Source organism: Nocardioides dokdonensis FR1436 (genome assembly GCF_001653335.1).
GTDB lineage: Bacteria > Actinomycetota > Actinomycetes > Propionibacteriales > Nocardioidaceae > Nocardioides > Nocardioides dokdonensis.
The window spans coordinates 3,799,180-3,815,863 of sequence record NZ_CP015079.1 but is presented as its reverse complement, the minus strand read 5'-3'; the positions used below and the strand labels follow the sequence as shown (position 1 = coordinate 3,815,863).

14 protein-coding genes are annotated in these 16,684 nt (G+C 72.6%); 10 read left to right on the top strand and 4 right to left on the bottom strand.

From position 1 onward, the window contains the following. The first annotated feature begins 26 nt into the window (after nt 1-26). From I601_RS18045 to I601_RS18035, 3 genes are read left to right on the top strand one after another with little or no spacing between them, the layout of a single operon-like run. Nucleotides 27-719: a 5-oxoprolinase subunit PxpA gene (locus I601_RS18045; protein WP_157520285.1), complete on the top strand. Its 693-nt coding sequence runs from the start codon at nt 27-29 to the stop codon at nt 717-719. Then, nucleotides 716-1,384, top strand: a complete 669-nt coding sequence (locus tag I601_RS18040; RefSeq protein WP_237089462.1) for a 5-oxoprolinase subunit B family protein — start codon at nt 716-718, stop codon at nt 1,382-1,384. The genes I601_RS18045 and I601_RS18040 overlap by 4 nt, the downstream gene beginning before the upstream one ends. Beyond that, nucleotides 1,381-2,253: a 5-oxoprolinase subunit C family protein gene (locus tag I601_RS18035; RefSeq protein ID WP_084527790.1), complete on the top strand. Its 873-nt coding sequence runs from the start codon at nt 1,381-1,383 to the stop codon at nt 2,251-2,253. Before I601_RS18040 ends, I601_RS18035 begins: the two co-directional genes overlap by 4 nt. Here the strand turns inward: I601_RS18035 and I601_RS18030 are convergent. Continuing rightward, on the bottom strand, nt 2,237-3,613 hold the full coding sequence (locus tag I601_RS18030; protein WP_068112827.1) for a DNA polymerase IV: 1,377 nt from the start codon (nt 3,611-3,613) through the stop codon (nt 2,237-2,239). The two genes, I601_RS18035 and I601_RS18030, sit on opposite strands and share 17 nt — an antisense overlap. A 130-nt stretch (nt 3,614-3,743) precedes the next feature. On the opposite strand from I601_RS18030, the gene I601_RS18025 reads away from it, so the two are divergent. After that, nucleotides 3,744-4,748, top strand: coding sequence for a DUF4192 domain-containing protein (locus I601_RS18025; protein ID WP_068112824.1), 1,005 nt, complete (start codon nt 3,744-3,746; stop codon nt 4,746-4,748). A 9-nt stretch (nt 4,749-4,757) separates the two neighbouring features. Beyond that, on the top strand, nt 4,758-6,221 hold the full coding sequence (locus I601_RS18020; RefSeq protein ID WP_068112820.1) for a glutamate-cysteine ligase family protein: 1,464 nt from the start codon (nt 4,758-4,760) through the stop codon (nt 6,219-6,221). Nucleotides 6,222-6,237: 16 nt separating this feature from the next. Here the strand turns inward: I601_RS18020 and I601_RS18015 are convergent, their stop codons facing one another. After that, the gene (locus I601_RS18015; protein WP_068112818.1) at nt 6,238-6,699 is read right to left on the bottom strand and encodes a hypothetical protein; all 462 of its coding nucleotides are present in this window, start codon (nt 6,697-6,699) and stop codon (nt 6,238-6,240) included. Nucleotides 6,700-6,834: 135 nt separating this feature from the next. Between I601_RS18015 and I601_RS18010 the strand changes: the two genes are divergently transcribed. After that, nucleotides 6,835-7,233 carry a universal stress protein gene (locus I601_RS18010; RefSeq protein ID WP_068112815.1) on the top strand — a complete coding sequence of 133 codons (399 nt, stop codon included), beginning with the start codon at nt 6,835-6,837 and terminating at the stop codon, nt 7,231-7,233. Between the two features lie 48 nt (nt 7,234-7,281). Beyond that, on the top strand, nt 7,282-7,776 hold the full coding sequence (gene tpx / locus I601_RS18005) for a thiol peroxidase (RefSeq protein WP_068112813.1): 495 nt from the start codon (nt 7,282-7,284) through the stop codon (nt 7,774-7,776). 90 nt (nt 7,777-7,866) lie between these two features. On the opposite strand, the gene I601_RS18000 is transcribed toward tpx, so the two are convergent. Continuing rightward, nucleotides 7,867-8,715, bottom strand: coding sequence for a DUF6801 domain-containing protein (locus tag I601_RS18000; protein ID WP_068112810.1), 849 nt, complete (start codon nt 8,713-8,715; stop codon nt 7,867-7,869). A gap of 59 nt (nt 8,716-8,774) precedes the next feature. Further along, nucleotides 8,775-9,953 carry an AI-2E family transporter gene (locus tag I601_RS17995; RefSeq protein ID WP_068112806.1) on the bottom strand — a complete coding sequence of 393 codons (1,179 nt, stop codon included), beginning with the start codon at nt 9,951-9,953 and terminating at the stop codon, nt 8,775-8,777. A gap of 116 nt (nt 9,954-10,069) precedes the next feature. Between I601_RS17995 and I601_RS17990 the strand changes: the two genes are divergently transcribed. The 3 genes from I601_RS17990 to I601_RS17980 all read left to right on the top strand — a co-directional run bounded on the left by I601_RS17990 (nt 10,070) and on the right by I601_RS17980 (nt 16,684). Further along, a complete protein-coding gene (locus I601_RS17990) occupies nt 10,070-11,449 on the top strand; it encodes an MFS transporter (RefSeq protein ID WP_084527788.1) in 1,380 nt (459 codons plus the stop codon). Continuing rightward, the gene (locus I601_RS17985; protein WP_068112803.1) at nt 11,446-12,852 is read left to right on the top strand and encodes an MFS transporter; all 1,407 of its coding nucleotides are present in this window, start codon (nt 11,446-11,448) and stop codon (nt 12,850-12,852) included. The genes I601_RS17990 and I601_RS17985 overlap by 4 nt, the downstream gene beginning before the upstream one ends. Nucleotides 12,853-12,976: 124 nt before the next feature. After that, nucleotides 12,977-16,684: a nitrate reductase subunit alpha gene (locus tag I601_RS17980; protein ID WP_068115252.1), complete on the top strand. Its 3,708-nt coding sequence runs from the start codon at nt 12,977-12,979 to the stop codon at nt 16,682-16,684.

The following is a 16,684-nucleotide window of genomic DNA, read 5'->3' as shown; positions in this document are numbered from 1 at the left end:
ATGGCGTGGCCGATAGCGTGCCGCACATGCGGTACGTCGACCTGAACGCCGACCTCGGCGAGGAGGTCACCGACGACGCGGCCCTGCTGCGCGTGGTGAGCTCGGCCAACCTGGCGTGCGGCTACCACGCCGGGTCGCCCGCGATCATGCGCGCGGTCTGCGACGAGGCCGTCCGCCGCGGCGTCTCCATCGGCGCGCAGGTCTCCTACGCCGACCGGGAGCACTTCGGCAGACGGGCCCTCGACGTCGACCCCGACGTGCTGCGCGAGCAGGTCGCCGACCAGGTCGGGACCCTGACGCAGATCGCGGAGCGGGCCGGCACCTCGGTGCGCTACGTGAAGCCGCACGGGGCGCTCTACCACCGCACGATGGACGACCCGGAGCAGGCCGCGGCGGTGCTGTCCGGGTCCGGCGACCTGCCGGTGCTCGGGATGGCCGGGCAGCTGCTGGACCTGGCGACCGCGCGCGGACGGACCGTGCGCCACGAGGGGTTCCCGGACCGCGGCTACACGCCCCAGGGGCGCCTGGTGCCGCGCGACCAGCCGGGCGCGCTGCTCGACGACCCCGACGCGATCGCCCGGCACGCGCTCGCGCTGCTCGAGCGGGGCCAGCGCCACGACTCGCTGTGCGTGCACGGTGACAGCCCGGGGGCGGTCGCCCACGCCCGGGCGGTCCGGGCGGCGCTGGAGTCCGCCGGGTGGACGCTGCGGGGCCTGTGACCGTGGTGGGGGACGGTGACGCGGACGGGGCCGCCCGGGCGGTGAGCGTGCGAGCGTTCGGGCCGACCGCGCTCCTGGTCGAGGTGGCCGACGCCGCCACCGCCCTGGCGCTGGCCACCTGGGTCCGGGACCAGGGGGTGCCGGCGGCCGAGGTGGTGCCGGCCGCGTGCACCGTGCTGCTCGACGGCCTCACCGACCGCGCTGCCGTCGCTCGCGCCACCGCACTGCTGCACGCCTGGGAGCCGACCGCGGCAGACGCCGCGACGCGTCCCGGGCCGGTCGTCGAGGTGCCGGTGGTCTACGACGGACCCGACCTCGAGGCCGTCGCCGCGCTGTGGGGGGTCGAGCCGGCCGAGGTCGTCGCCCGGCACACCCGGCTCGAGCTGGTCAGCGTCTTCTGCGGCTTCGCACCCGGCTTCGCCTACCTCTCCGGCCTGCCCCGGGAGTGGGCCGTGCCGCGCCTCGATGCTCCACGTCCGCGGGTGCCCGCGGGGTCCGTCGCGCTCGCCGACACCTGGTGCGGGGTCTACCCCACGGCCTCCCCGGGCGGGTGGCGGCTGCTGGGCCGCACCGACGTCACCCTCTGGGACGTGCACCGCGACCCGCCGGCGCTGCTCGCCCCGGGCACCCGGGTGCGCTTCGTCGAGGCCGGGGCACACCGGTGAGCAGGCACGCCCGGACCGCGGAGGTGCTGTCGGGCGGACCGCTCAGCACCGTGCAGGACCTCGGCCGCCCCGGGTTCGCGCACCTCGGCGTCCCGCGGGCAGGTCCGCTCGACCGGCCGGCCGCGGCGCTGGCCCACCGCCTGGTCGGGAACCCGCCGACCGCGGCGCTCCTGGAGGTGACGCTCGGGGGACTGGCACTGCGCCTGGACGCGGCGACCTGGGTCGCGGTCACGGGGGCCGCGGCACCGGTGAGCATCGACGACCGGCCCTGCGCGCTGGCGCGGGCCGTGCTCGTCCCGGCCGGTGGGGTGCTGCGCGTGGGCAGCCCGCGCAGCGGCGTGCGCACCTACGTCGCGCTCGCCGGCGGCATCGACGTCGAGCCGGTCCTCGGCTCCCGGGCGACCGACACGCTCGCCGGGGTCGGTCCACCGGCCCTGGCCCCCGGCCAGGTGCTGCCGCTCGGTCGTCCCAGCGGCCCGCCGGCGACCGTCGAGGCGCTCGGCCCCTCGCCCGCGGGCACCCCGACCGGGACGCTGCGCGTGCACCCCGGCCCCCGGGCCGAGCGACTCGGCCCTCGCACGCTCGCCCGGCTGTGCGCGGCGGCGTACGTCGTGGCGGGGGAGTCGAACCGCGTCGGGCTGCGGCTCGTCGGGCCACCGATGGCGCGCGCCGAGACCGGCGAGCTGGCCAGCGAGGGGATGGTGCTGGGTGCGGTGCAGGTGCCGCCCAGCGGGCTGCCGGTCGTGTTCCTGGCCGACCACCCGCCCACCGGCGGCTACCCGGTCGTGGCGGTCGTGGACGCGGCCGACCTGTGGCAGTGCGCCCAGCTGCGTCCCGGCGACCCGGTGCGCTTCACCCCGGCCCGCTGAGCGCGACCCCGGGCGGGTCGGGCTCCTCAGGTTCCGGTGTGGTCCAGGGCCGCAGCGCCGGGTCGTCGTCGCGGAACGAGCGCACCGGCCCGGCGGGGGACTCCCGGGTCTCGAAGCGGACCGTCACCACCCCGCGTCCGGCCCCCCAGACCCATCCGCGGCCCAGGTCGGTGTGCTCGACGTCCATCCCGGGCGCCCAGACGCCGAGGTGACGGGCCCGCGGCGGCTCGGGCAGCTCCTCGACCGGCTCCTCCTCGGCGTCGGGATCGGCGAAGAGGTCCTCCTGCACCCAGTCGGCCAGCCCGGAGACCCCCACCCCGAGCAGGCGGACGCCGGCGCGCACCTGGGGGCCGGTGTCGGTGCCCGCGAGCAGGTCGGCGAGCAGGGACCGGGCGCTGCGGGCGACGGTGGGGGCGTGGTCGGTGGGGGAGGCGAGGGTGGTGGAGCGGCTCACGGTGGTGAAGTCGTGGAAGCGCACCTTGATGCTCACGGTGCGTCCCGAGAGCCCGGAGGCGCGCAGCCGGGCGGCGACCTCGCCGGCCTGGCGGGTCAGCAGCCCCTCGATGAGGCGCAGGTCGGACAGGTCGGTGTCGTAGGTGCCCTCCACGCTGACCGACTTGGCCTCGCGGTCGGCCACCACAGGCCGGTCGTCACGGGCCCGGGAGAGCAGGTGCAGCCCGCCGCCGTGGGCGCGCCCGAGGAGCCGGACCAGCTCGTCGAGGCCGGCCTGCTCGAGGTCGGCGACCGTCACGATGCCGGCCCTGCGCAGCCGCTCGGCGCTCGCCGGCCCGACGCCGGGGATGATGCTTGCCTTCATCGGGCGCAGGAGCTCCTGCTCGGTCCCGGGCGCGACCACGACCAGCCCGTCGGGCTTGTCGAGGTCGCTGGCGATCTTCGCGACGAGCTTGCTGGTGCCGAGGCCGACCGACGCGGTGAGCCCGTCGGTGGCCTCGTGCACCCGACGGCGCAGCTCCTGGGCGAACTCGGTGACCGTTGCGACCTCCAGGTCGGGGAGCCCGGCCTGCTCGAGGTCGACGAAGGCCTCGTCGAGCGACAGCGGTTCGACCAGGGGCGAGGCCTCGCGCAGCAGCCCCATCACCACCCGGCTCGCCTCGCGGTAGGCGTGGAAGCGCCCCGAGAGGAAGGCCGCCTGCGGACAGCGGGCACGCGCCTCCCGGGTCGACATCGCGGAGCGCACCCCGTGCACCCGGGCCTCGTACGACGCGGTCGCGACCACGCCACGGCCACCGACGCCACCGACCACCACGGGCTTGCCGCGCAGGGAGGGCTTGTCGCGCTGCTCGACGGCCGCGAAGAAGGCGTCGAGGTCCAGGTGGAGGACCGAGGCCTGGGCGCGCACCTGGGCACGTTACCTGCGCACCGGCACCGGCCGGCCACCTGAGGTGCACAGCCGCCGTCCGTGGCGCTGCTCGTCCCCAAGGTCGCCCTCCCGGAAGCCGCCGGGCCGGCCAGCCGGACAGCCTCGGGCCATGACGACACCAGAGCCACTGCCCGCCACCCCGCTGCCCTCGGCGCTGCCCGCTGCTCCGCACACCTTCGTGGCCCGTGACCCGGTGGACGTCCTCGCCGTGGTGCCGGTCGTGCTCGGCTTCGAGCCGCACCAGTCGGTGGTGATGCTGACGTTCGGCTCCCCGCGCCAGTTCCACGCCCGGCTGGACCTGCCGGCCGTCGACGCCTCCGACGCCGAGGTCGCGGCCGCCACCCAGCTGCTCGTCGCGCCCGTCGTGCGCCACGGGGTGCCCCGCGTGCTGCTCGTCGTCTACACCGACGACGCCGAGCGCGGCCGCCGCTGTGCGCGCAGCCTGGTCGACGCCTTCGCGGGCGCGGGCGTCACGGTCCTCGACACCGTCCGCACCGACGGGCGACGGCACTGGCCGGCACTCGGCCCCGGCGCGGGGACGGCCTACGACGTCGCGGCGCACCCGGTCCGGGCGCAGGCGGTCCTCGACGGGCGGGTCACCCACCGCTCCCGCGACGACCTGGCGGCCACCCTGGACCCTGAGCGTGCCGGTCGCGACGACGTGGCGCAGGCGCTCGACCACGAGCCCGCGCTCAGCGCCGACCAGGTCGCCGCGCTGCTGGCGCGCTGCGTCCCGGCCGGCCTGGTCGCCGGTGCCGAGGACGTCGCCGCGCTGGTCCAGGCGGTGGCCGACCCGGCGGTGCGTGACGTGGCGTGGTTGATGATGACCCGCGAGCAGGCACCTGCCCACGTCGCCTTCTGGTCCGACGTCGTGCGACGCACCCCCGACGCCTGGGTGCCGGGGGCAGCGGCCGTGCTCGGCTTCGCGGCCTGGCTCTCGGGCAGTGGGGCCCTGGCCTGGTGCGCCGTCGACCGGTGCCTGGGCCTCGATCCCGACCACGTGCTGGGCGGCTACGTGGCCCAGCTGCTCGACCTGGCGGTGCCGCCGCACGAGTGGACCGGGTCGGGCGACCCCCGCGTCCGGGGGGTGTCTGCCGAGCCCGACGGGGCCTAGGGTCGAGGCATGGGCGAAGAGGTCGAGGCGCAGGAGTTCAGCCGTGCGGACCGCACGCGGCACCGGGCGAAGGTCCGTCGCTGCCTGGACGTGTTCGCGAGGATGCTGCGCGAGGCCGCCTTCGACACCGACGACCCGATGACCGGCCTCGAGGTCGAGCTGAACCTGATCGACGAGCGGGGCGACCCGGCGCTGAAGAACGCCGACGTGCTCGAGCGGATCGCCGACCCCGACTTCCAGACCGAGCTGGGGCAGTACAACATCGAGATCAACGTGCCTCCCGCACGGCTGCGCGAAGGTGGGTTGACGACCTTCGAGGAGGAGCTGCGACGCGACCTCGACGACGCCGAGGCCAAGGCCTCGGAGGTCGGCGCCCACCTCCTGATGATCGGCATCCTGCCGACCCTGGCCGACGGGCACATGACCCGCCAGACGTTGAGCGCGAACCCGCGCTACGCGCTGCTCAGCGACCAGATCCTCGATGCCCGCGGTGAGGACATCGCCATCTCGATCTCGGGCGCGGAGACGCTGGAGACCACCGCCGACTCCATCGTCCCCGAGGCGGCCTGCACCAGCACCCAGTTCCACGTGCAGACCTCGCCCGACCAGTTCGCGGCGTACTGGAACGCCTCGCAGGCCATCGCCGCCGCCCAGGTGGCGGTGGCCGCCAACTCGCCGTACCTGCTGGGCCGCGAGCTGTGGCGCGAGACCCGGATCCCCCTCTTCGAGCAGGCCACCGAGACGCGCAGCGAGGAGCTCAAGGCCCAGGGCGTGCGGCCGCGCGTGTGGTTCGGCGAGCGCTGGATCACCTCGGTCTTCGACCTCTTCGAGGAGAACGTGCGCTACTTCCCGGCCCTGCTGCCGGTGACGGACGAGGAGGACCCCCTCGAGGTCCTCGACGCCGGCGGCACCCCGGCGCTCTCGGAGCTGCGCCTGCACAACGGCACCGTCTACCGCTGGAACCGACCCGTGTACGACGTCGTCGACGACGTGCCGCACCTGCGGGTCGAGAACCGGCTGCTGGCCGCGGGGCCGACCGTGGTCGACACGGTCGCCAACGCCGCCTTCTACTACGGCCTGGTGCGGGCGCTGGTCGACTCCCCGCGCCCGCTGTGGTCGCAGATGTCCTTCAGCGCCGCGGAGGAGAACTTCCACGTCGCGGCCCAGCAGGGCATCGACGCACAGGTCTACTGGCCCGGCGTGGGCCAGGTGCCGGCGACCGAGCTGGTGCTGCGACGCCTGCTGCCCCTGGCCCACGAGGGTCTGGAGTCCTGGGGCGTCGAGTCCGACGTGCGGGACCGGCTGCTGGGCATCATCGAGCAGCGCTGCCTGACCGGGGTCAACGGCGCCGAGTGGTTCGTGAAGCGGATGCGCCAGCGCTCCGGGGAGGACCGCTACGACGCGCTGCGCGCCACCACGCTGGAGTACCGCGAGCGGATGCACACCAACGAGCCCGTCCACACCTGGGACTGAGCAGCACCGGCGGACCTCAGGGGCGCGGGCGCAGCCGCCGCCAGGCGCGCCCGACCCCGGAGCGCGGGTCGCGCCAGCCGTGCCGGTCCACCAGCACCAGCACGAGTGGCCGGCCCAGCTCACCGGCCGCCGCGCGGGCGGCGGCCAGCCACCGTGCGTCGTCGTCCTGGGTCGCCAGGCCGCCGGGACGGGTGATCCAGACCCACGGGTCGGACCCGGTCGCCCGGGCCAGCAGCGCGAGCAGGACGTCGGTGCGCACCCCTTGGTCGTCCGGGTCGCCCGGGGAGCAGGCGAAGACCAGCTCATCTCCGTCGTCGCCGCCGACGTGCACCACGGTGGGGTGGCGACGGGCGGGTCGCGACGACACGTGGGCCAGCACGAGCCCGCGCAGCCGCAGCTCGAGGCCACGGGGGAGCGGCTCCTGCAGGCCCTCCCCGGCGTCCCGCGAGCGCGGCGCGGGGGACGGGGCCGTGGTCATGGGCCCAGCCTGCCTGCCGCGGAGGAGACGCACCTGGCTCCTCCACAGGCAGTGGGGTGAGCCGGGATCGGTTAGCGTGCCAGGGGCAGGGCCGCACCGCGTCCTGCACACCGGTGGTCGAGCCGAGGAGGACCGATGGGCGCTGTAGTGGTCGGGTACGTCAACAAGCCCGAGGGGCGCGCCGCGCTGGCGCGGGGGATCGAGGAGGCGAGGTTGCGCGGGCTGCGCCTCGTCGTCGTGTCGTCGCACCGCGGTGGCGCCGAGTACGACACCGAGGCGGCCGGCAAGGCCCAGACCGAGCTCGACGACGTCCGCTCGCAGCTCGAGGGTGCCGAGGTCGAGTTCGAGCTGCGCCAGCTCGTCCGAGGCTTCGAGCCGGCCGAGGACCTCATCGGCATCACCGCTGACAACGACGCCGAGCTCCTGGTCATCGGGCTGCGGCGACGCTCCCCGGTGGGGAAGCTGATCCTGGGCAGCAACGCCCAGCGCATCCTGCTCGACGCGCCCTGCCCGGTGCTGGCCGTCAAGGCCTGACGCGGACACCTCGTCCGGCGGTGTGGTGGAGGGTGGTAGAACCTCGGCATGACCACCACCGCACTCGGAGGCACTCCCGTCACGCTCGTCAGTGACCTCCCCGCCGTCGGCAGCGCCGCTCCCGACTTCCACCTGTCCGGCACCGACCTGACCACCGAGGTCACCCGCCCGCGCGACACGCGGACCGTGCTGAACATCTTCCCCAGCGTCGACACCGGCGTCTGCGCCGCGAGCGTGCGCCGCTTCAACGAGCTGACCGCCGCGCTCGACAACACCACCGTCGTCTGCGTCTCCGAGGACCTCCCGTTCGCCCAGGCCCGCTTCTGCGGCGCCGAGGGCATCGACAACGTCGTGATGGCCTCGGCCTTCCGGTCCTCCTTCGGCCAGGACTTCGGGGTCACGCTGGTCGACGGCAAGTTCGAGGGTCTGCTCGCGCGCGCCGTGGTCGTCCTCGACACCGACGGCACCGTGCTGCACACCGAGCTGGTTCCCGAGATCGCCCAGGAGCCCGACTACGACGCGGTGGCCGCCGCGCTCGCCTGAGCCACCCCGGCCCCGACGCACCACGACGCCCGCCCCGCAGATCGCGGGGCGGGCGGCGTCGTCGTACGGGTCAGCGGGTGGGTGCCGGGGTCACCTGGTGACCTTGACCTTCACCGTCTTCGTGGCCGCCTCGGTGATCGCGTCGCCGAGGTAGCTGAGCGTGACCTTGTAGGTGCCGGGCTTCTTCAGCTTCGGCAGCGCGATCCTGGCCTTGCCGTCGGTGAGGGCCTTCGTGACCTTCTTGGCGCCGACCTGGGCCACGACGTCGCCGCTGGCCCCGCCCACCATGTTGGTGACCGAGACGGGCAGCTTCGCCTTCTTGCCCTTCTTCACCTTCGTGACCTTTTTGGCGCTCATCTCCGAACCCTGCTTGACCGTGGTCAGCTGCCCGAGGGACGCGGGTGCATCGGACACGCACGGGATCGAGTACGTCGTCAGGACACCGCCCGAGGTCGGCACCAGCGCGAAGGTGGCCGGCATGGTCAGCTCGTGCGTGCCGGGCAGCGGCGAGGTGAATGCTCCGTTGTGACCCGACGCCTTCATGAGCAGCGAACCGTCCGGCTGTGCCACGCCGTTGCCGGCGAGCCCCTCGACCGGGATCGCGGTGTCGCCGGCGAGCACGCTGAAGCCGGTCAGCGCGCCACCGTCGGCGCTGATGAGACCCAGCAGGCCCGCGACGGCGGCAGGAACGCTGGCGGCGGCCTCGAGCGGCACCATGCCGGCCGGGACGGGGAAGCCGGCGGGCACGGTGGGCAGCTCGGGCTTCTCCAGCGACACAGGCACCTGGACGTCGCCGACGAGCGGCACGGTGCAGGTGTACGTCGTGGTGACGGGGACCGCGGCGGCGGTGCCGGCGGTGCCGGCGACGAGCCCGGCCGAGGCCAGGGCGGTGATGGTGCCGACGACGGCGGTGCGCGCGGCAATGGTGCGTGAGGTCATGTGAGTGCTCCCTCCCAAGAGCGTGGTCGGCTGCCTCCCGCAGCGCGACCAGCCACAACCTAGAGCGCGCCGGTGCGCCCGGGAGGGGAATCGGAGGATTGGTCCTCGACCTCTCCTGTGTCCCCGTCGGGTGACGGTGCGGGCCCCGGGGGAGCGGTGCGTTCGCGCACCAGCTCGTCGAGGTAGCGCAGCACCACGGCCAGGACCGCGACCAGCGGGACGCCGAGGAAGGCGCCGGCGACCCCGAAGAGCGTCGAGCCCAGGATGATCGTCAGCAGCACCACCCCGGCGTGCAGTCGCAGGCTGCGCCCCTGGAGCCAGGGCAGCAGCACGTTGCCCTCCAGCTGCTGCACGCCCAGCACGATGCCCAGCACGATGAGCGCCGAGACCCAGCCGTTGGCGACGAGCGTGACCAGCACCGCGAGGGCACCCACGCTGACCGCGCCCACGATGGGGGCGAAGGCGGCCACGAAGGTGAGCACTGCCAGCGGCAGGGCGAGCGGCACGCCCACCAGCAGCAGCCCGGTGCCGATCAGCACGGCGTCGATGAGCCCCACCAGGGCCTGGGTGCGCACGAACCCGCCCAGGGTGGTCCAGGCACGGACGCCGACCTCGGCGAGGTGCGGGCCGGCCCGGTCGCCGGCGAGGTCCGTGACCCAGGGCAGGAACCGGGCTCCGTCCTTGAGGAAGAAGAACGCGAGGACGAGGGTCACCACGAAGGTGATCAGCGCGGAGGTCACCGCACCCACCCCGACGAGGACCCCGGACGCGATGGTGCTGGCACTCGACTCCAGCCGGTCCTGGGCCGCGGTGACCACGGACTCGACCTGGGCCTGGGTGATCTCGAACGAGCTCTCCTCGACCCACTGCTCGACCGTGGTCAGGCCCTCGGAGGCCGCTTCGGCGAGCTCGACCGACTGGTCACCGACCGAGGGCGCGATAGTCACGCCGACGGCCCCGACCACGCCGAGGCTGAGCAGGATCACGATGAGGGCGGCCACCGCGGAGGGCAGCCGGAGCCGGTGCTCCAACCACCGCGTCGGCGGTTGCAGGACGGTGGTGAGGATGAGCGCCAGCAGGACCGGCAGCACGATGCTCCACACCTGGCCGACCAGCCAGCCGAGGGCGAGTGCGCCCAGCCCGACCAGCAGCCAACGCAGCGTCCACCGGGCCAACCAGTCCACGCCGCGGCCGATCACGCGCTCACGGGTGGCTGCTGGAGCTGCCTCGTCGTCCATGGCAGCACCCTAGATGTCCTCGCGCTCGTGCCACCGGGGTGAGCGGGTCCAGTGGCGGCCGAGTCGGGACCTTCGACCCTGCCTGGGCCCGCCGGGCGAGGGAGAACGTGGCCTCGATGGACACACGACTCCTCGACGGCCGGCCCCCGGGCGACGCCCCGAGCACCCACGAGACCGTGCCGCCGGGCGCGCGGCGGGTGCTGGCACTGTCGACGATCGCGTTCACGCTGATGTTCGCGGCCTGGCTGATGTTCGGCGTCCTCGGACTGCCGATCCGCGACGAGTTCGGGCTCAGCGACGTCCAGCTGTCGTGGCTCTCCGCCGTGGCGATCCTCAACGGCTCACTGTGGCGGCTCCCGGCCGGCATCGCGGCCGACCGCCTCGGCGGTCGCATCGTGTTCACGGTGATGCTCGTGACCACAGCGGCCTTCTGCTACCTGGTCTCCCTGGCGGGCAGCTACGCGGTGCTCCTGGTCCTGGCCTTCCTCGTCGGCTTCGCAGGCAACGCCTTCACCGCGGGCGTGGCCTGGAACTCGGCCTGGTTCCCGCGCCAGCACCAGGGCTTCGCGCTCGGGGTGTTCGGGGCCGGCAACGTGGGTGCCTCCGTCACCAAGTTCATCGGCCCCGTCCTGGTCACCAGCACCGCCGGCGCGACCTACTTCGGCGTCGTCGAGGGTGGCTGGCGACTGGTCCCGGTGATCTATGCCGTGCTGCTGCTGGTGGCGGCCGTCGCGCTGTGGACGCTGACCCCGCGCCAGGACCGCAAGCCGGGAGCGGGCCGGCCCCTCAGGGAGCAGCTGCTGCCCCTGAGGCAGGTCCGGGTCTGGCGGTTCAGCCTCTACTACGTCGCCGTGTTCGGCGCGTACGTCGCGCTGGCGGCCTGGCTGCCGAAGTACTACGTGGACAACTTCGGGGTCTCCCTGTCCACCGCCGCCCTCCTGACCGCCTCGTTCATCTTCCCCGCGAGCCTGCTGCGCCCCGTGGGCGGCTGGTTCTCCGACAAGCTGGGCGCTCGGCGGGTGATGTACTGGACCTTCGCCACGATGCTGGTCTGCACCTTCATCCTGATGATGCCCGACGGCTATGTCGTGGTGGAGGTGTCGGAGTCGTTCGACGCCAGCGGCACCAACGACGTGCTGCCCTACTCCATCGGGCTGGTGCCGTTCGCCCTGCTCGTCTTCGTGCTGGGGTGCTCGATGGGCGTCGGCAAGGCCGCGGTCTACAAGCACATCCCGGAGTACTTCCCCACGGAGGTGGGCTCCGTCGGCGGACTCGTCGGCATGCTCGGCGGTCTCGGAGGCTTCTTCCTCCCCCCGCTGTTCGCCTACACCACCTCGTGGACCGGGCTCCCCTCGGCGACCTTCTTCGTCCTCTTCGTCCTGACCCTGGTCTGCGCCGTGTGGATGCACCTCACCGTCGTGCAGATGCTGCACCAGCAGTCCCCGGAGCTGGCCGACCACTTCGAGCACCCGACCCTGGCAGGGGAGACACGATGAGCACGAGGCCGAACCAGGCATCCACGGCACGCGGCGGCGAGTGGCTGGAGGACTGGGACCCCGAGAACGCCGAGACCTGGGACAGCCACCTGGCGTGGCGCACCCTGTGGGTCACCACCTTCTGCCTGACCCTCGCCTTCGTGGCGTGGTTCCTGCCGAGCGCGATCATCCCGAAGCTCAACGCCCTGGGCTACACCTTCTCCCAGAACCAGCTGTACTGGATGGCCGCGATGCCGGGTCTCTCGGCCGGTCTGTTCCGGCTGGTCTGGATGGTGCTGCCGCCGATCGTGGGCACCCGCAAGCTGGTCTCCCTGACGTCGCTGCTCCTGATCGCCTCGACGCTCGGCTGGGGCGTGCGGGTGCAGACACCCGACGCGCCGTACTGGGAGCTCATGGTCCTGGCGCTCCTGGCCGGCATCGGTGGGGGCGCGTTCTCCGGCTTCATGCCCAGCACCTCCTACTTCTTCCCCAAGGCCAAGCAGGGCACGGCCCTGGGGCTGCAGGCCGGGCTGGGCAACTTCGGGGTGTCCCTGGTCCAGCTGCTCACCCCGTTCCTGATCGGGTTCTCGGCGCTCGCCGTCTTCGGCGGCAGCCAGCAGCTCGAGGTGGCCGGGGGCGAGCCCACCGAGGTCTGGTACCAGAACGCCGCCTTCGTCTGGATCCCGTTGATGGTCATCGGGGCGGTCCTGGCCTGGACGATGCTCAAGTCGGTGCCGGTGCAGGCCGGCATCCGTCAGCAGTTCGACATCTTCGCCAACAGGGACACGTGGCTGATGACGCTGCTCTACATCATGACGTTCGGCACCTTCTCCGGTCTCGCGGCGCAGTTCGGTCTGCTGATGAGCAACCTGTACGGCGGCGGCAACGACGAGATCGTCGCGGGTGCGGGGGCGTCGGCCCGCCTCCTGATCGACGGCTACTCCGTGCCCGACCCGGTCAAGTTCGTGTTCCTGGGCCCGCTGATCGGAGCCGCCGCCCGGGTCGCGTTCTCCCCGCTCACCGACCGGATGGGCGGCGCCGTCTGGACGTTGGTCTCCGGCATCGGCGTGGTGGTCGCGATCGCATTCACGCTGCCCGCGTTGACCCCCGACCTCAGCTCGGCGGAGGCGCTGCAGGGGGACTTCCGGCAGTTCCTGTGGGGGATGCTGGCGATCTTCCTGTTCAGCGGCATCGGCAACGCCTCCACCTTCAAGCAGATGCCGATGATCTTCGAGCGTCGCCAGGCCGGTGGCGTGATCGGCTGGACCGCGGCGATCGCAGCCTTCGGTCCCTTCTTCTTCGGCGTCGGCGTGACCACCTTGGGCCCGACCGCCTTCTTCGCCATCGGCATCGCCTGGGCGCTGATGTGCATCGCCATCACGTGGCAGCGCTACGCGCGCCCCGGAGCCCCGAAGCCCAGCTGATGACACAGCTGACGACACAGGTGATGGACGAGCCGACGACCAGCCGATCGAGAGGAACCGTGCGATGAGCAACGACGTGGAGTCCGGAGCCGACCGGTCGGCGAGGTCCGGGAAGCGCCCTGGCATGGACGGCTCGTTCACCGACGCGCTGGTCTCCAGCCGCCGCTACTTCACCAAGGCGGTGGTCTCCGACGACCTGCGCACCCTGACGAGGAAGGGGGGCCGCCAGGCCGACGACTTCTATCGCGACCGGTGGAGCCACGACAAGGTCGTCCGGTCGACGCACGGGGTGAACTGCACGGGGTCGTGCTCGTGGAAGGTCTACGTCAAGGACGGGATCATCACCTGGGAGACCCAGCAGACCGACTACCCGTCGGTCGGTCCGGACTCGCCTGAGTACGAGCCGCGCGGGTGCCCGCGTGGGGCCGCGTTCTCCTGGTACACCTACAGCCCGACCCGGGTCCGCTACCCCTACGTCCGCGGGGTGCTCCTGGAGATGTACCGCGAGGCCAAGAGGCAGCACGACGGCGACCCGGTCAAGGCCTGGGCGCACGTCGTGGACAACCCCCAGCGGGCCAAGGCGTACAAGTCGGCGCGCGGCAAGGGCGGGCTGGTGCGCGCCTCGTGGGACGAGACGGTCGAGATGGTCTCCGCCGCCCACGTGCACACGATCGCGAAGTGGGGCCCTGACCGGGTGGCCGGCTTCTCCCCGATCCCGGCGATGTCGATGGTCTCCCACGCCTCCGGAGCGCGGTTCATGAACCTCATCGGCGGCTCGATGCTGAGCTTCTACGACTGGTACGCCGACCTCCCGGTCGCCTCGCCGCAGGTCTTCGGCGACCAGACCGACGTCCCGGAGTCCGGGGACTGGTGGGACGCCGGCTACCTCATCATGTGGGGCTCCAACGTCCCGGTGACCCGCACCCCCGACGCGCACTGGATGACGGAGGCGCGCTACCGGGGCCAGAAGGTCGTCGCCGTGGCGCCCGACTACGCCGACAACGTGAAGTTCGCCGACGAGTGGCTGCCAGCGCACCCCGGCACCGACGGGGCGCTGGCGATGGCGATGGGCCACGTGATCCTGCGCGAGTTCTACGTGGAGCGCGAGACGCCGTACTTCACCGACTACACCAAGCGCTACACCGACCTGCCGTTCCTGGTGAAGGTCGACGTCGACGGCGACGGGGTGCACCGGCCCGGCAAGTTCCTGACCGCCGAGGACCTCGCGGCGCACCGCGACGAGGAGAACGCCGCCTTCAAGACGGTGCTGGTCGACGCGACCACCGACGCGCCGGTCGTGCCCAACGGTGCCCTCGGGCACCGCTTCGGGGCCAGCGGCGAGGGTCTTTGGAACCTCGACCTCGGCGACGTCGACCCGCTGCTGAGCCTGGCCCGGGACGGGGCGGAGACGGTGGAGCTGGAGCTCCCGCGCTTCGACAACCCCGACGGCTCGGCCGGCAGCCTGCGCCGCGGCGTCCCCGTGCGCCGGGTGGAGGGCCACCTGGTCACCACCGTGCTGGACCTGATGCTGGCGCAGTACGGCGTGCGGCGCCCGGGCCTGCCGGGCCAGTGGCCGACCGGCTACGAGGACGCGGAGTCCCCGGGCACGCCTGCCTGGCAGCAGCGCTTCACCGGCGTCCCGTGGGAGGCCGCGGCGCGGATCGGGCGTGAGTTCGCGCAGAACGCCGAGGAGTCGCGCGGGCGCTCGATGATCATCATGGGCGCCGGCACCAACCACTGGTTCCACTCCGACACGATCTACCGGACCTTCCTCGCCCTGACCACGCTGACCGGCTGCCAGGGCGTCAACGGTGGCGGCTGGGCGCACTACGTGGGGCAGGAGAAGGTCCGCCCGATCACCGGCTACAACCAGGTCGCGAACGCGCTGGACTGGAGCCGGCCGCCGCGCAACATGATCCAGACGGCCTACTGGTACCTGCACACCGACCAGTTCCGCTACGACCAGTTCGGTGCCGACACGCTCTCGGCGCGCACCGGAGAGGGCCAGCTGGCCGGCAAGAGCACCGCCGACGTGATCGCCCAGAGCGCCCGGCTGGGCTGGTCGCCGTCGTACCCGACGTTCGACAAGAACCCCCTCGAGATCACCGAGGACGCCGCAGCGGCCGGGCGAAGCGTCTCCGACCACATCGTGTCGGGGCTCAAGGACGGCTCGTTGAGCTTCGCCTGCGAGGACCCCGACGCCCCCGAGAACTTCCCCCGGATCCTGTCGATCTGGCGCGCGAACCTGCTGGGTTCGTCCTCGAAGGGCAACGAGTACTTCCTCAAGCACCTGCTCGGGACCGACTCCTCGGTACGGGCCACGGAGACCCCCGAGAGCCTGCGCCCACGCGACATCACCTGGCACGAGAAGGCGCCCGAGGGCAAGCTCGACCTGCTGATGACGCTGGACTTCCGCCAGACGTCGACCACGATCTTCTCGGACGTCGTGTTCCCCGCCGCCACCTGGTACGAGAAGCACGACCTGAACACCACCGACATGCACCCGTTCGTGCACTCCTTCAACCCGGCGATCGCCCCGCCGTGGCAGACCCGCACCGACTGGGACACCTGGCGGGCGATCGCGGAGAAGTTCAGCGAGCTCGCCGGCCCCCGCCTGGGCACCCGCCGCGACGTGGTCGCCGTACCGCTGATGCACGACACCCCGGACGCGATGGCCACCCCCCACGGAGCGGTCAAGGACTGGAAGCCCGGCCCCGGGCAGGAGCCGCAGTGCGAGCCGGTGCCCGGGCTGACGATGCCCAAGCTGGTGGAGGTCGAGCGCGACTACGGAGCGGTCAGCCAGAAGATGAACGCGCTCGGTCCGCTCCTCGACACGCTGGGCGCGACCACCAAGGGCGTCACCTTCGAGGTCGGCAAGGAGATCGACTACCTGCGCGCCAAGAACGGTCCGGTGCGCGGCGGGGTGGCCGACGGGCGCCCCTCCCTGGTGCGCGACGTGCACGTCTGCGAGGCGATCCTCGCTCTGTCGGGCACCACCAACGGCCACCTGGCGGTCCAGGGCTTCAAGCAGCTGGAGAAGCGCACCGGCCACCTGATGCACGACCTCGCCGCCGAGCACGAGGGCAAGCAGGTGACCTTCGCCGACACCCAGGCCGCGCCGGTCTCGGTGATCACCTCGCCGGAGTGGTCGGGCTCGGAGTCCGGCGGGCGGCGCTACTCGCCGTTCACGATCAACGTCGAACGCCTCAAGCCCTGGCACACCCTGACCGGTCGCCAGCACTTCTACCTCGACCACGACTGGATGACCGAGCTGGGGGAGGGGCTGCCGGTCTTCCGGCCGCCGCTGAACATGGCGGCGCTCTTCTCGGAGCCGGCGATCGGCGACGTGGCTGGACCCGGCGGTGACGCCGTCGAGGGGCTGACGGTGCGCTACCTGACCCCGCACAACAAGTGGTCGATCCACTCCGAGTACCAGGACAACCTGTTCATGCTGTCGCTGTCGCGCGGCGGGCAGAACATCTGGATGAGCGACCGCGACGCCGCGAAGGTGGGCGTGCAGGACAACGACTGGATCGAGGCGGTGAACCGCAACGGTGTGGTCGTGGCCCGGGCGATCGTCTCGCACCGGATGCCCGAGGGCACGGTCTACATGCACCACGCCCAGGACCGGCTCATCGACGTACCGCTGGCGGAAACCTCGGGCAAGCGGGGCGGCATCCACAACTCGCTGACCCGGCTGCTGGTCAAGCCCACCCACCTGATCGGGGGCTACGCCCAGCTGACCTGGGCGTTCAACTACATCGGTCCCACCGGCAACCAGCGCGACGAGGTGACGGTCATCCGTCGCCGCTCGCAGGACGTGGAGTACTGA